Below are 14059 nucleotides of genomic sequence, written 5' to 3'. Positions count from 1 at the left end.
ACCTCGCAGCCCGCGCAGCAACCACTGACCCCGCCGCCTGCAGTGCGGACGACATTTGCACGATCCTCAAGCCCTCACAGCCGTAGGCCGCTGCCCAAACTCGTGAACATTCAGGCCGGAGCCCAGTGGCCAACCGCCTCCGAAACTGACGTCGAAGTGCTGTCCGTTCTCGTGAACAGAGCCACGGCATCTCGGGAGCAGACGACCTGGGCACCGCCGCCGGGCTGCTCGACCAGGCGCTCGACGTGGAGCTGGACGGCGGCACACAGCTGGAGCAGCAGGTGTTCGTCGCCCGCGCCGCGGGCCTGCTGCGCGAGCTCGCGGACATGACCGCCGAATACCGCGCCATGGTCTGACCCGGACACCGCCAGGACTGACGCCCGGTCGCTGCCCGCCCCGCCCGACCGGGGCGGGCAGCGGCTCATCCGGGCCGCCCGCACACCCCGCCTACAAGGAGATGCCCCATGAAACCGTTCCGCCTGGAGAACGCACTACCCCTCGACACGACGATCCCCGAGCCCTCATTGGTCTGCCTGATCGGCGCGGCCGGTTCGGGCAAGTCGACCTGGGCCTCCACCTGGCCCGCCACGCAGGTCCTCGAGCTCGACACGTTCCGGGCTCTCGTGAGCGATGACGCGGGTTGCCAGGAATCCACCGGTGACGCGGTGTTCGCGCTCCAGGCCGTCCTGGAGGCCCGCCTCGCCCGCCGGAAAACGACGATCCTCGACGCGACAAACACCGGGAAGTCCGTGCGGGCCGACCTGATCGCGACCGCCCGCCGCCACGGCGTGCCCACCGTCGCCCTGGTCGTCCCGACCCCGGTCTCCGTGTGCGTGGAGCGCCAGGAAGCCCGGCCCGCGAACCGGCGCGTTCCCGAGCCGGTCGTCCGCGCGCAGCACGCCGCCATGGTCACCGCCCTCCCCGGCCTGCCCGCCGAAGGGTTCGACCACGTCGTCGTCGCGGAGAACCTCTACCGCCTTCAGGAGTTGCTCCAGCCGCTCAGCGACGCCCGGCGCGCGGAGCTCGGCTGGGACGACAGCGAGGGCCTGGGCGACCTGCTCCTGGTCCGCCGCACCTTCGGCCCCGAGATCCTGCCGATGTGGCGCTGGCGCGACGGCTCGCAGCTCGCCGGCGGCGACCGCGTCGCGGAGATCCGCCTCGGAGCGGACCGCATCATCCTCGCCCAGCGCAACGACACCGACGGCGAGGGCGACATCGGCTTCGACGTCCTGGTCGGCTGCCCCGCCGACGACGAGTGCCAGGGTCCGGCTTGGGCCCCGGCCTACAACGTCACCGACCTCCTGCGCGCCCTGACCGGCGAGCTGATGACCGACCCGGACGTGCGCTGCACCGTCCACCACCCGGAAGACGACCGGGACCTGGAGGACGACCCCGAGGGCCGCGCCGACCTCGAAGCGCAGGCCATGGAAGCGATCTGGGGATGACGACCAACACCCCGCCCTGCGGCTGGGACCAGGCCGTCTTCCGGTGCGGCCGATGCGGTGCTGAGCACACCGCCACCACCGAGGCCGACTACCTCAAGGCCGTCGGCGCCCACAGTGACGCCCACGCCGTATGGGACCGGCTCGACCCCATCGAGCAGTCCGGTCTGGCCTCGATCCTGCGCACCATCCTGTCTGCGGCCGGCCTCGCCACGGAACTCCTGGCCATCGCCGACCGGCAGCCCGCGGAAGGCCGCGACCGGTGACCCGCAACACCCGTGAGAACCCGGCCCCGACCACACCGGACACCGTCCCGGCGGGCTGCTACTGGTTCACCGACCCCGACGGCACGCTCTGCCTCGCACCGGGCTGCATGGCCCGGATCCAGGACCCCGACGCGCAGTGCCTGTGCGACAAGCTCGCCGCCCGCCTCGACCGGCTCACCGAAACGCTGCGGGACCTGGAAGAGCGGCAGAGGTACGCGGACGTGTGGTGGCACGCCCTGCGCACCGTCGTACGAGACCACCCCGACGAACGGGCGATCCTCACCGAGACCCGCGCCCGCACCGGTGCCGATCCCCGACCGCACCCCCGCACCACCTGAAGGCACCAGCACACGAAAGCGCTCGGGACCGCCGACGCAACGGCGGTCCCGAGCTGAACCCACCCGTGCACAAGACGAGAGGGACACCTCAGTATGAACCGCACCGTGCGCTTACCGGACCGGATCGGCCCTCGCACCCTCCTCATCACCGCGGCCCTGCCGCTGACCGGCTGGACGGTCCACGCCGTCGCCCTGCACAAGCGGCTGGCCGCGACGAAACGCGACCCGCTCACCGGGCTCCTGCGCCGCGACGCCTACACCGCCCGCGCCCGCCGCCTCCTCGCCCGCCACGGCGACGACGTCACCGTGGTCATGGTCGACGCCGACCACTTCAAGGCCGTGAACGACACCCTGGGCCACGCGGCCGGTGACGCGGTCCTCGCCGCGTTCGGCAGCCGGCTCACCGCCTGGGCGGGCCCCCGCGCCGCAGTCGGCCGCCTCGGAGGCGACGAGTTCGCCGTCGTCCTGGACCTGAACGCCGACCGACGCGAACGGCGCCTGGAGCAGCTGATCCGGATGCTGCACACCCCGGTCGTCCTGGACGACGGCCGCACGGTCGACGTCGCCGCCTCGGTCGGCGCCGCAACCCCGGACGTGCTCAGCACCCGCGACCTGTCCCGCCTACAGCGGGCCGCCGACGCAGCACTGTACGAGGGCAAGCACTCCGGCAGCCCGGTCCTCGCCACCCTCGCGCACACCACCGTCGCGTCCATCAACGGCCGCCGCGCCGGACGTCCGGGCACCACCATGTGGGGGCGAGCCGCATGAGCACCGCTCCCCTTCCGCCGGCAGGCGACTGGATCCGCGGCATCAGCATCAAGCAGCCCTGGACGACCGCGATCCTGACCGGCGCGAAAACCATCGAGAACCGCCCGCGGCCGTGGCGGCCGAGCTGGCTCCTCCTGCACGCGAGCATCCAGATCGACCGCCACGCCCTGCGCCTGCCGATGGTCGCCCGCACGATTCGCGGCCGTGAGCTGACGACCGGCGCGGTGATCGGGGTCGCCCGGCTGACCGGCTGCCACCAGGACCCGGACGGCTCCGCGCCCTGCACCGAGTTCGCGCAGCCCGGGGCATGGCACCTGGAACTCGTCGACGTCCAAGCCCTCGCCCTGCCGATCCCCGCGCGCGGACAGCTCGGGCCCTGGCGGCCCACCGAGGACCTCATCGACCAGGTCCTCCAGCAGCTGCCGCACCTGCGGCCGTGACCCGCGCCCGCAACAGGAAGCAGCCCATCGAGCCCGGCCTGATCCCCGCGCCCGGCGAGCTGCTCGACTGGCGGGACAGCCAGCACTTTGACCAGTGGCAGGACCAGCCCTGCGCACTGTGCCAGCGACCCACACCGATGCGCTCCCACGCCAAGGAACCCGTCCACAAGGCCTGCGCCGAGAGCTGGATCGCAGCCCACCCGGTCGAGGCACGTCGGGGCCGCTTCGCCTCCGACTCCCAGCCCAAGAGCCGGCACGAGAACAACCACGCCTGACCGGCAGCACCGAACTCACCAAGGTGATCCGGTCACCTCACCACGAACCCGCCCCGAGTCGTGACCCCGTACGCACTCCCGCGGTGAGCGAACCGGTGACCGCACCCCGGTTCGCTCAGCACACGCACCCACCGCCACGATCCGCGACCCCACTCCTGAACTCCTCCCCCGGAGGTCCCTCATGAGCAGCAGCCACCAGGACCACGCCTACCCCGAACCCGCAGCCCACCCGAACTGGTCCAGCCGCCACCACAAGCCCCGGCCCCTCACCCCGGCCCAGCAGAAGCAGAACCGAGACGCCCTCCTCCGCGCCCAGCACACCCCCCGCCCCCGCCACACCACCATGAAGGCCGCCCGATGAACCCCATCACCCTCGACGGATACCTCGACACGGCCCCGGAACCCGGCCCCCACCCCGCAGCCGCCCACTTCGACCTGATCCGGCTCCTCGACCACCTGGACACCACCGAACCGGACTCCTGCGCGCAGGTCTTCGCGTGCACCACCGAAACCCCCGCAGCCACCGAGCTGATCCTGCACCGGGCCCAGCTCGGCGACCTCCTGCGCATCTCCGGCACCGTCACGGAGCCCGGCTCCCCCGGCACTCCCCCGCATCTACGCGTCCACGCGATCCACGTCCTCGACACCGCGCCGCTCACCCACCTCGGAGCCACAGTGCTGGAGCGCTATGGCACCTACGTCCTCGTGTTCGACGCCGACCGCGACGAGGTCCCCGTCTTCACCACCACCGGCCGCTGGGTCGGCGAAGCCGCCACCCCCGACACCATCGGCCACCTCATCCACGCCTTCGAGAACACCAACCCGCCCTGAAGGCCACGCCCTCCCCCGCCCCGCCGGCCACGATGCCGCGCCACCGAACCCGACCCCAGACCAAGGACGCTCATGCTCACCTTCTTCAACCAGTTCCCCCAGCGGATCTCCGACGTCACCACCCAACTCACCACCCAAGGCCTCCCGCTCACCGCCCCCGCCACCCCAACCCCTCCCCCGGACCCCGATGACCCGTGGGCCAGCAGCCGGCCCACCCCGCCGGTCAACCGCACCACCCTCGCCTGGTGCACCGCAGCCCAAATGCTGAGCACCTACCACCGCACCCCCCTCAGCAGCCAGGTCCACTCCGCCGACGCCCTGATCCGCGAGCTCGGAGTCCGCGGCCTCGCCCAGCTCCACACCGACCTCCACGACGGCGCCCCCATCGACTACCGCTTCACCCGCTGCCCGTACTGCTCCGGCTGCGGCGAGGACCCCCTCCTCCCGGACTGCGCGGAACTCGGCTGTCCCCCGCAGTACGAGTTCATCGACCACGACCACATCTGCCCGGTCTGCCAGGGCGCCGACCACCAGCCCGAGTGGTTCGGCGAGGAGCGCATCGCGCAGCTGGACCGGTGGCTCTCCATCTCTCTTGGCCACAGGCCTGTGCAGGCCTCCTGGTGCAGGAGGACTGCTCAGCGTCTCCGAAGGCGTCGGTGAGGTATCTGTAGAGAGGGATCGCCAGGCCCGTGCCCCGTGGAGGGGCACGGGCCCTTTTGGGTTCTGGGAACAGCGGCGCGCCTTTCCCGGCCCTTCGCGCGCAGTCCTTCGAGCATGGCCTTCGGTGTGACATCCCTGTCCTGTCTCACTGAAGGTGGAGCTCGTCTCATCGAAGTTGGAGCGATCCGGATCAGGATGCCTTTGCGCTGCCCGGGGAGAGCCGCTGCTGCTGGTTCTGAGGCGCGCGACGTTGCTTGGTGGCCATGATCTGCAGGTTCGCGATCGACACTGAGACGTCGTGGATGTCCATGAGCTCGGTCCAGATTTCCTTTGCCCGCATCCCCTTGCTGATCATTTCGGCGATCAGTTCCTGGGCCTCGTAGTCGAGGGCATTGCGTCGTCGGCGTGTGCTGCGAGCTGGGAAGATCGAGGAGTTCAGGACACGGCGAACCAGCCAGCGGGGGACCTCCCATTCCGCGGAAATGGCGCGGACGGTCATGCTCCCGTCCAGTGCATCGTGCTGGATAAGAACGGCCTGATCGACCCCGTGACGGGTGAGTGTCCTGTGCTGATGGAGGCGGAGGGTGCGAGGGCCCGGCTTAGGTCGGCCGCGGGGCGATTTGGCATCTGAGAGTGCGTGCTCCAGGGCGGCCGTGGAGCGTCCAGAGACGGCGGCAAGCCGTTCGATTTGGGGTTTCCCGACCCAGAAGGGAGGCCCGCAGAGGTAGCCGTGCAGGTAACTGGGCTTGGCTCTGGCCAGCCGTCGGATGTAGGAGTCGGTGATCTCGCCGAGCTGCGGACGGACGTTGACGGGGAGCTGTGCGATCCGGTCAGGCATCTCGGGTGTCACCGACGGGCCACGATCGGCAGAGGTGAAGCGTTTTGGGCGGAGTAGTCCAATGGAATCGCTTCCAGGGACTTCTTCGTGATCTTCTCGGTGCCGGGACTCACGAAGGGGCAAAAGGCGTGAAACCCCTCATGTGGGTGAAGCTTCACGCCTCGAGGTCGACCACCCGACTGCGGTAAAGGAGGGCGCGCTTGGCGCGTCGATTCACCCACCTGATTGGATCCCCGCATGACGGATTGGTCGCAACTCAGCCATGCTTACGGCTCCGCGGAAAACATCCCGGCACTGCTGGGCCGGATCGCGTCGGAGCCGAATGCCGAGCATTGGAACGATCTGTGGTCGGCGCTGTGCCATCAAGGCAGTGTCTACTCGGCCAGCTTCGCGGCCTTGCCATGGCTAGCCGACGTAGCCGGCAGCGATGACCGAGAGCAGGCGGTCAGTGCCCTGAATCTGGCGGGCGCGATCATGGCGGGATCCGACCAGCCGCACGAGGCCGGCGACGTCCGCGCGCAGCACGTTGCGGAGATCGAGACCCTGCTGGCGGTAGTGAACCAACACCGCCGGACGGCGTCCGATCGCACCGAGTACGCCTACCTCCTGGAAGCCATGCTGAGCTTCGAAGGCGTCGTGAGCTGGAGCGAAGACCTGGCCTCGGGCCTTGTGAACGAGGAGTACGAAGTCTCCTGCCCTAGCTGCCAAGCCAACCTGTTCATTGTCATCGGGGAGCGCGGATTCTTCTCCACGAGCGGCGACTACGCACTGTCGGAGGATGACGTCGAGACGACGCCCCTGCATCCCGCGAATTCCGCAGACATGGACGGCATCGGCCGACGGCTCCACGACATGGCACTCACTGACGGTCACCCGGAAGTCGCCAACGCGCTGACCTACGTCTTCGGCGATGCGACGTGCCCGGACTGCGAATCAGGCTTCTCCGTAGCGGACCAGGTCAGCGCCGATTGGTCCGCCACACACTGAGCGCAGGTCCAGCGAAACGCAGGCTCCTTTGCCGGAACGGGCGCTGGCACCCCAGGCCACTGAAACCTCGGTGAGACGAAACTGCCGGTCATCAACCTTCGGTGACGTCGCACAGCCTTCGATGACACAGCACAATCCCAAGGGGGCATACTGCGCGAACGTGTCTTTACACCCGAAAAGCGAAGCGCTGGGCCGCGCCTTGCGCGGACGATCTCCGCAGTGCCGGAGTGATGGGATGCGACACAGGCTGAGAGGCCGCCTGTTGGCCGCACAGGCGTTTTCGCCCCCTGCGGAGGGGAGTTGGTTCATTCGAATGGCCCTATAACTGATCGTTTGTGACTGATTCCCAATCATCGTTGTCAAGCGTGCGGACCAGGCGGTCGATCTTGTTGGTTCTCCATGGGCGATGACGCGTGCGTGCAGCGTTCCAGCAGCAAGCGATACCGCTCGGGGTCCGCCAGGATGATGCGCCTCGCCTGCTCGTGGCTGTCCTGAAGATCGGCGGGGTAGACCGTCGCATCGAGGCTGAGGTCGAGGGAAAGATCCTGGCGTGTCTCCGGGTTTTCACAGGTAAGAAAGGCAGAAAGGCAGGCCGCGCGGTAGTCGTCGCGAAGGTCGGCCAGTGCCTCAAGTTCCGCCTTGCTCTCCTCTGTGGGGACTCCTCGGCGGAGATCATCCATGGAGGCGTACTGAAGTCCGGGCCGGGCGAAGTACCAGGCCATGGAGGCACCGACCTTCTCAGCTTCGGAGCGGTGCTGTTGGCCAGGCGGATGCTGCCGGCGGCGGTCGTCCGGTGGGTCGGGGAGTTGGTCATGGATGCGCCTCCTGGGGCATGGGGCATGTCGCGGCCGGTTGCAAGGGCGTTCATCGGTCTGGCTGCTTCGTGTAGTTGTAGACGGTCGCCCGGGAGACGCCGAGTTGGTCGGCGATGAGTTGTGCGGAGCTCCGGGTCTCGAAGAAGCCCTCGCTGTGCAGCCGACGTACCAGCTCGCGTTTCTGGTCACGGTTGAGGCCGCGCGGTGTGCTGGAGCGCTGCGCCGCGAAGGAGTCGATGGCCGAGCGGAGTTCGCGTCCGGTGCGGTCGCGCAGCGTCTCCAGGGTCTCGCCTTGGTGTTCGGCATCGGGGGCGACGAGGTTGGCGAGGGTCAGGGCCAGCGGGGACAGCGTGCTGACGTCCAGGTTCAGGCACAGGGCCGCGACGTACCGTCCCTCGGCGTTCTGGATGCCGATCGAGGTGCTCTTGGCCGGGCGCCCGTCGGGGAACTGGTTGCTGTAGTTCTGGATGACGCTGGGATAGTCAGGGTCCGCGATGCGGCGCAGGCCCAGTTCGGTGGCGGAGTCGCCGACCTGCCGTCCGGACAGGTTGTTCTCGATGGTGCGGATGGCGTTGTCGGGGCGGCGCAGATCGTGCAGGACGACCTCGCACAGACCTGGAAACATGCGGCCGACGGCGACAGCGATGCGCTCGGCTTCACGCACGAGGTGCTCGTCTTCCGGTACGAAGCGCTCGTCTTCTGGTACGGCGGGCTGGTCGGTACGTTCGTCATCCGGTCGGCCGGTGGAGTGGGTCATCGCGTGCTGCTCGATTCCTGGGCGTCGTCACCGGGTCCGGCGAACACCGCGGCCATCTTCTCGGCGGACTTCAGCCCCGCACCGGTGAGCACGACCACGGTCGTCTCGTCCGGAGCGATCTCCCCGGTCGCGATGAAGTGATCGAGGGTCGCCGCGGCGACGCTGCTGGTCGGCTCGGCGTACAAGCCGCGCGCGCTCAGGGCGCGGACCGCGGCGTGAATCTCCGCCTCGGGGACGGCGTAGGCGGCGCCGTCGGAGCGGCGGACGGCCTCCACCGCCTCGGGCAGCCGGACCGGGTGGGCGATGGACGCGCCCTCGGCGATCGTCGGCACCCGCTCGCCGCGGCCGACCGGGTCGATGCCGTTGAACGTGTCGGCGATGGTCGCCCAGTGCTCGGGCTGCCCGACGAACAGGCGCGGGCGCCTGTCGATCTGTCCGGCGTCGAGCAGTTCACCGAACGCAAGGTCGCACCCGATGATGTTGCTGCCGGCCCCGGCCACGAGGACTACGTTGTCGGGCGCGGTGAAGCCGAGCGACTCCCACATTTCGTAGGCGATGGTCTTGGTGCCCTGGATGAACATGGGGTGCCAGTTGTGGCTGGCGTAGGGGATCTGCTCCGACTGCCGGATCGCCTCGTCCGAGACCTCGTCGCGGGTGCCGCCCACGAGCTCGATCTCGGCTCCGTAGGCGCGGGCCTGGAGGATCTTGGCCGCCGAGGTAGCGGCGGGAACGATGATCTTGGCGCGGATCCCGGCAGCGGCGGCGTAGGCGGCCACCGCGGAACCGCCGTTGCCCGAACTGTCCTCCAGTACGCGCTCGGCGCCGTGCGCCGCGAGGTGGGACATCATCACCGATACGCCCCGGTCCTTGAAGCTGGAGGTCGGGTTGAACCACTCCAGCTTGAAGTGGACGCGCCGGCCGGCCCAGTCGACCGGGACCATCGGCGTACACCCTTCCCCCAGGCTCACCCGGCGGACGGCCGGGACGGGCAGGGCCGCGTGGTAGCGCCACAGGGACCGTTCGGCGGTGTCGATCTGCTCGGGACGCAGGCCCGGCAGTGCACTGACGGCGAGGGGACTGCCGTCCTCGCCCCGCCAGCGGGGATCGTCCAGGGAGTAGCGCTTTCCGGACCGGTCGTACAGGTCCGGGAGGGCGACGGCTGAGTGCTGTGCGGCGTTCATGGGCGGTTCCGGCTTCTACTCGCTCGACGTGCTGTCGTGTCGCTGGGTCTCGCGGCCCAGCAGGCACCCTTCCCTTCCATGTTAGACGTCCTATCCAGATGTGAACAGAGAGTCTAACTATTCGCGGATGCGACGCACTGCGCCGACCGTGAGCCGACCGAAGCCGACGAGGCCCAGCAGAGCAGTCCAGGCTGGGACGGTGAGCAGCTCCGACTGCGCTGACTGCGGGACTCCCGTTCGGAATCGGCCACCGGCAGCTCGGCCAGCAGCGTCAATGCGCAGCCCGAGGACTTGAAGCAGATCGCCGAAGCCACCGTTGTCGGCAATCCGCGCTACCACCTCACCTGTAGCGCCTGCCAACTTCAACGAAACCGGCGCTTAGCTGCACGAAGACGAGCAGAGCGACCTCACGCCACAGCCGCTCTCCCAGAGAACTCCTGCCCGTCCGGCAAGATCACACGGCCCTTCGAGGATGGCGGATCGGCGAACGCCATATCGGTCGCTCTAGGTCGCCTCGGACCGCCTGACTCCGCTTCGACAAGCCGCCCCCGTACCCATGTCATCAGCACCCGTTCGGCTCCATCGACGTCCTCTTGTCACTGCCGTACAGACCGACCCTGCCCCTCCAGCTCCCACGGGCGGTCGACTGGTCGGCCCACTCGCCGAGGACCGCCAATCCGCCGGCCGCGAACTCACTCGATTCAGTGACGCCGGCGAAGCCTTCTCGCGCGTCTCGTGAGACAGCCCCATCGCGAAGAACACCTCCACTGGCACATCGTTCCCCGGGCCACGAAGGACGGCCTGCTGCTCCCCTGGACGAAGCTCGCGAGCGGGCCGCGCTATCGCTCGACGCTGGACGGCCGCCGCATCCTGGTCCTGCTGGACAACGCCCACGACGCCGCCCAGATCCGCCCGCTGCTGCCCGGTACGCCGGGGTGCGCGGCGCTGGTGACGAGGGTGCGGATGGTGGACCTGGCCGGGGCGCATCTGGTGGACCTGGACGTGATGTCCTCGGAAGATGCCTTCCAGCTCTTCACGAGGATCGTCGGGGCGGAACGCGTCCAAGCCGAGCTCGAAGCCGCCCTCGACGTGCTCGCCGCCTGCGGCTTTCTGCCGCTTGCCATTCGTATCGCTGGCTCCCGACTCGCGACTCGCCGCCCGCCGAAACTGGACCATCTCTGCACTGGCCGCCAAGCTCGCCGACGAGCGGCAGCGGTTGGACGAGTTGCAGGCTGGAGACTTGGCAGTCAGGGCCACGCTCGACATGAGCTACCGGCAACTCACGCCCGTTCAGGCCCGGGTCTTCAGAGTGCTTGGAGCACGCTCTACCCCGGTGATCTCCGTGCAGAAGGTGGGGGCCTTGCTCGGTAGCAGCGCCGCTGAGGCGGAAAAGGTCCTCGAGGAACTGGCAAGCGCTGGGATTTGCATCCCACTGGAGCCTGGAAGCTACCGGCTGCATAACCTTGCCTGGCTCTACGCCAGGAGTGCGGCTTAGACCGTGTCCTGCGCACCGACGCGCATGAGGATCGGCCCAGAGGTCGAGGTGTGGGCGGGAGGGGATGCGTTCCTGTGTTGACGGGGGAGCCGGGCCGTTCTGCGTTCTTGGGCCCAGGTTGCTCGCCGGCGAGGAGCCGTCCTCTGTAGCCCTGGGGGGCCTTCCAAAACCCGGTTTTGAAGATCCAGCCGACACATAAGACCCGCGAGTTTTCTCAAAACCGGGTTTTGAAGCGGCACGCCGACACCCACCTCTCAGGGCGATACGTGGCATCCTGTCTCGGTCCGCTAGTACCAGCCGGGTGGCTGGGAAGCATACGGAGCATCAGGAGTACACGCATGGCACGGATCACCGCGCTCATTAACCGGAAGGGTGGCGTCGGGAAGTCGACGCTTACCGTGAACACGGCCGCCATCACAGCCCACGTGCTGGGCGAGTCCCCCGAAGGCGCCCCTCACTACGTTGCCGCAGTCTCAGCAGACCCGCAGGGATCCACTACCTGGTGGTCGGAACGCGTGGGTAGTGAGCTGCCCTTCTCCTTCGAGCAGATCAACTCCAGGGACGACCTTGAACTCTTCGCCCAGCTGAAGAAGTCCCGCAAGGTCAAGCACGCTTTCATCGACACCCCTGGGTGGATGGACCTTCCCGAAGACGAGAAGCAAGAGGCCGGCGACCCGTTCGGCAAGAGCACCGCAGCCGACGCGATGCGCGCCGTGCTGGCCAACGCAGACGACATCATCGTCCCCGTCGAGCCCGAGCCGCTGGGCTTCATGCCGACCCGCGACACCATTGAGGAAGTGGTGAAGCCGCTCGGCATCCCCTACCTCGTTGTCATCAACAACTGGGACCCTCGGGACGGCGAAGCCGACCTGGAACAGACCAAGGACTTCATCCGGGCCCAGCAGTGGAACCTCGCCAACACGGTCGTGCGCCACTACAAGGTCCACACCCGGGCAGCGCTCGAAGGCACGGTCGTCACGCAGTACAAGAAGAACCGGGTAGCCATGGAAGCCCGCGAAGACTTCTACCAGCTCGCTCTCGAGCTCGGCGCAGGCAAGAAGGGGACGCGCTGATGGCCACGAAGAAGCCCTGGGCAGACCTGCTCGACGGCCCCGGCAAGCCTGGCAGCAAGCGCACTACCGTCGCAGACGAGACCAAGCCGGACGTGCCACCCACCACCGTCCACATGCACACGATCACCGGCAACCCCGAGAACCCCCGCACCGAGGCCGACTACACGGACGAAGACGCTGCCTTCCGTGAACTCAAGGACTCCATGAAGGCAGTCGGTCAGCTGCAGCCGGCCGTCGCCATGTCCCGCGAGGCCTTTCTGGCAGTCAAGCCGGAACACGGGCAGCAGCTCGGTGACGCGCAGTGGGTCGTCGTCCTCGGCAACCGCCGCTTCCACGCTGCCAAGCAGCTCGGCTGGACCAAGTTCGAGATCAGGGTCCGCGACCGCCTCGGCAACCAGGACGATGACAAGGTCGACGAGGCCGTCATCATCGAGAACATCCACCGCAAGAACATTCCCCCCTACAAGGAGGCAGTGTTCCTGCAGCGGATGGTTGAGCGTCACGGGTCGCAGGAGAAAGTCGCAGAGCGCATCGGCAAATCGCAGATGTACGTCTCCAACCGCCTGTCGCTCCTCGACCTTGACCCCGAGCTCCGGGACGCCGTCGACACCAAACAGATCAAGGTGAAGACCGCCGAGAGGATCGCGAAGATCCAAGACCCGGAACAGCAGAAGGCCATCGCGGCAGAGGAGATCCGCAAGGCAAAGGAACCAAAGGCTCCCCGAAGGCGCCAGACCACCCAGGCAAGTCCGGCTGTTCAAAACCCGGTTTTGAACCCCGGCATCGAGACGTCGGTATCCAGCGGGGGAGTGGCGGCCGCAAAGACGGAGACACCTGTCGTTGCCGTGCCGGAGCCACGGACCACTACGGCTCCCCACGCCGAGGCCGCCGCCTTGCCGTGGCGAGACGGCGAAGCCCTCATGAACGCCGCGTTCGACCACCTCGACGCCCAGCAGCGCAGCGCTTTCATCCTCCGCTACTTCCAGCGCAGCAGCGGGATCGATGCCGTCATCGCGGACATGAGAGGGAACCTGGCTGCCGAGGCCCGCACCTCGCTCGCAGCCATCCTCCAGCAGGTTGCCGCAGGCCTTCTCGAAGACGTGTAGTTGCCGTAGGAGCCCTTGCCTTCTCTCTGCTGCGGAGCGAGGAGAGGAAGGTAAGGGCTCCCGGCGTCCCTAGTGCCGCATCAGGCAACGTTCGCCCCGTCGTGGGAGACTGCTCCGTCGACTGGAAGAGGGTGGCCGTGGAGACTGCCAACCGCGCGCTGACGGCGGACGTGATCGCGGCACTGAGGTACTGGCCCGGTGTCATATGGGGAGGTCAGAAGAATCCTCCGGACCCGGTGGACATGACCGTCCTGCCGCCCTTCTTCAACCAGACGCTGCAGGACCTTCCGTGGTGGAACCGCGACTGGAAAGTCGACCGCGTCCAGCCGGGACATCCTGTAGAGACCGGGGATCACCGCTGCGATCCCGTCGTGAGGTTCACCGAGGTGTCGATCCCGGGAACGGTCGCCTCCGACAACGGCGAGAGCCTGCCGCTCGTCGCGAAAGTCGGGTTCACGGGCGACCAGCTCGTACGCTTCCAGGCCAAGATCGGTGACGTTGTCATCGGCCCGGCCGTTGCCCCTGCCGGGCGGTCGGAGCCCCATCCGTTCGGACGGATGCTCACCGGGTTGATGGACCAGCGCGGGATTCCGGTCAGGGACATGGCTAGGGCCGCCGGACTGTCGATGTCCACCATCCACATGCTCCGCCGCGGACACAATCCGAACTTGCTGCAGGCCCGCCTGATCGCCGGGATCCTGGACATGCCCGAAGCGGACGTCAGCGTCATCGCCGGATTCGACGACGACGGTACGCAGTAGCTGACAGGTAGCGGCGCACATGTGGA

At 68.1% G+C, this 14059-nt stretch carries 17 protein-coding genes and 1 pseudogene; 14 read left to right on the top strand and 4 right to left on the bottom strand.

Annotated features, from left to right (window positions below; all coding sequences use genetic code 11):
- Positions 1–464 precede the first annotated feature (464 nt).
- From CR470_RS17650 to CR470_RS17610, 9 genes are all read left to right on the top strand, one after another.
- Positions 465–1445 (top strand): ATP-binding protein, encoded by a 981-nt coding sequence (locus tag CR470_RS17650; protein ID WP_097868550.1) that lies wholly within the window; start codon positions 465–467, stop codon positions 1443–1445.
- Positions 1442–1708: a hypothetical protein gene (locus tag CR470_RS17645; RefSeq protein WP_097868549.1), complete on the top strand. Its 267-nt coding sequence runs from the start codon at positions 1442–1444 to the stop codon at positions 1706–1708. Before CR470_RS17650 ends, CR470_RS17645 begins: the two co-directional genes overlap by 4 nt.
- Positions 1705–2046 (top strand): hypothetical protein, encoded by a 342-nt coding sequence (locus CR470_RS17640; RefSeq protein ID WP_097868548.1) that lies wholly within the window; start codon positions 1705–1707, stop codon positions 2044–2046. Before CR470_RS17645 ends, CR470_RS17640 begins: the two co-directional genes overlap by 4 nt.
- Before the next feature lie 93 nt (positions 2047–2139).
- Positions 2140–2814 (top strand): GGDEF domain-containing protein, encoded by a 675-nt coding sequence (locus CR470_RS17635; RefSeq protein ID WP_097868547.1) that lies wholly within the window; start codon positions 2140–2142, stop codon positions 2812–2814.
- Positions 2811–3254, top strand: coding sequence for a hypothetical protein (locus tag CR470_RS17630; protein ID WP_097868546.1), 444 nt, complete (start codon positions 2811–2813; stop codon positions 3252–3254). The genes CR470_RS17635 and CR470_RS17630 overlap by 4 nt, the downstream gene beginning before the upstream one ends.
- The gene (locus CR470_RS17625; protein WP_097868545.1) at positions 3251–3529 is read left to right on the top strand and encodes a hypothetical protein; all 279 of its coding nucleotides are present in this window, start codon (positions 3251–3253) and stop codon (positions 3527–3529) included. The genes CR470_RS17630 and CR470_RS17625 overlap by 4 nt, the downstream gene beginning before the upstream one ends.
- A gap of 181 nt (positions 3530–3710) precedes the next feature.
- Positions 3711–3890 carry a hypothetical protein gene (locus CR470_RS17620; protein ID WP_097868544.1) on the top strand — a complete coding sequence of 60 codons (180 nt, stop codon included), beginning with the start codon at positions 3711–3713 and terminating at the stop codon, positions 3888–3890.
- Positions 3887–4360, top strand: a complete 474-nt coding sequence (locus CR470_RS17615; RefSeq protein WP_097868543.1) for a hypothetical protein — start codon at positions 3887–3889, stop codon at positions 4358–4360. Before CR470_RS17620 ends, CR470_RS17615 begins: the two co-directional genes overlap by 4 nt.
- Positions 4361–4432: 72 nt before the next feature.
- Positions 4433–5020, top strand: coding sequence for a hypothetical protein (locus CR470_RS17610; protein WP_097868542.1), 588 nt, complete (start codon positions 4433–4435; stop codon positions 5018–5020).
- 190 nt (positions 5021–5210) lie between these two features.
- On the opposite strand, the gene CR470_RS17605 is transcribed toward CR470_RS17610, so the two are convergent.
- Positions 5211–5858, bottom strand: coding sequence for a hypothetical protein (locus CR470_RS17605; RefSeq protein ID WP_097868541.1), 648 nt, complete (start codon positions 5856–5858; stop codon positions 5211–5213).
- A gap of 237 nt (positions 5859–6095) precedes the next feature.
- Here CR470_RS17605 and CR470_RS17600 point away from each other — a divergent pair, with 237 nt between their 5' ends.
- Positions 6096–6845, top strand: a complete 750-nt coding sequence (locus CR470_RS17600) for a hypothetical protein (RefSeq protein ID WP_143663823.1) — start codon at positions 6096–6098, stop codon at positions 6843–6845.
- Between the two features lie 359 nt (positions 6846–7204).
- Here the strand turns inward: CR470_RS17600 and CR470_RS17595 are convergent, their stop codons facing one another.
- The 3 genes from CR470_RS17595 to CR470_RS17585 form a co-directional block, all read right to left on the bottom strand.
- Positions 7205–7567 (bottom strand): hypothetical protein, encoded by a 363-nt coding sequence (locus tag CR470_RS17595; RefSeq protein WP_097868539.1) that lies wholly within the window; start codon positions 7565–7567, stop codon positions 7205–7207.
- Positions 7568–7709: 142 nt separating this feature from the next.
- Positions 7710–8417: a helix-turn-helix transcriptional regulator gene (locus CR470_RS17590; RefSeq protein WP_257138749.1), complete on the bottom strand. Its 708-nt coding sequence runs from the start codon at positions 8415–8417 to the stop codon at positions 7710–7712.
- Positions 8414–9598 carry a threonine synthase gene (locus CR470_RS17585; RefSeq protein WP_097868538.1) on the bottom strand — a complete coding sequence of 395 codons (1185 nt, stop codon included), beginning with the start codon at positions 9596–9598 and terminating at the stop codon, positions 8414–8416. The genes CR470_RS17590 and CR470_RS17585 overlap by 4 nt, the downstream gene beginning before the upstream one ends.
- 840 nt (positions 9599–10438) lie before the next feature.
- Between CR470_RS17585 and CR470_RS17580 the strand changes: the two are divergent.
- The 4 genes and pseudogenes from CR470_RS17580 to CR470_RS17565 form a co-directional block, all read left to right on the top strand.
- Positions 10439–11090, top strand: a pseudogene (locus CR470_RS17580) (AfsR family transcriptional regulator); the annotation flags it as partial.
- Between the two features lie 341 nt (positions 11091–11431).
- Positions 11432–12166, top strand: a complete 735-nt coding sequence (locus tag CR470_RS17575) for a ParA family protein (protein ID WP_097868537.1) — start codon at positions 11432–11434, stop codon at positions 12164–12166.
- Positions 12166–13272, top strand: coding sequence for a ParB/RepB/Spo0J family partition protein (locus tag CR470_RS17570; protein ID WP_097868536.1), 1107 nt, complete (start codon positions 12166–12168; stop codon positions 13270–13272). The genes CR470_RS17575 and CR470_RS17570 overlap by 1 nt, the downstream gene beginning before the upstream one ends.
- A gap of 242 nt (positions 13273–13514) precedes the next feature.
- Positions 13515–14033, top strand: a complete 519-nt coding sequence (locus tag CR470_RS17565) for a helix-turn-helix domain-containing protein (RefSeq protein ID WP_257138750.1) — start codon at positions 13515–13517, stop codon at positions 14031–14033.
- Positions 14034–14059: the final 26 nt, after the last annotated feature.

Source organism: Streptomyces sp. rh34, assembly GCF_002551245.1.
Taxonomy (GTDB): domain Bacteria; phylum Actinomycetota; class Actinomycetes; order Streptomycetales; family Streptomycetaceae; genus Streptomyces.
The sequence above is the reverse complement of the archived record's forward strand: the minus strand, read 5'-3'. Positions and strand labels throughout refer to the sequence as shown.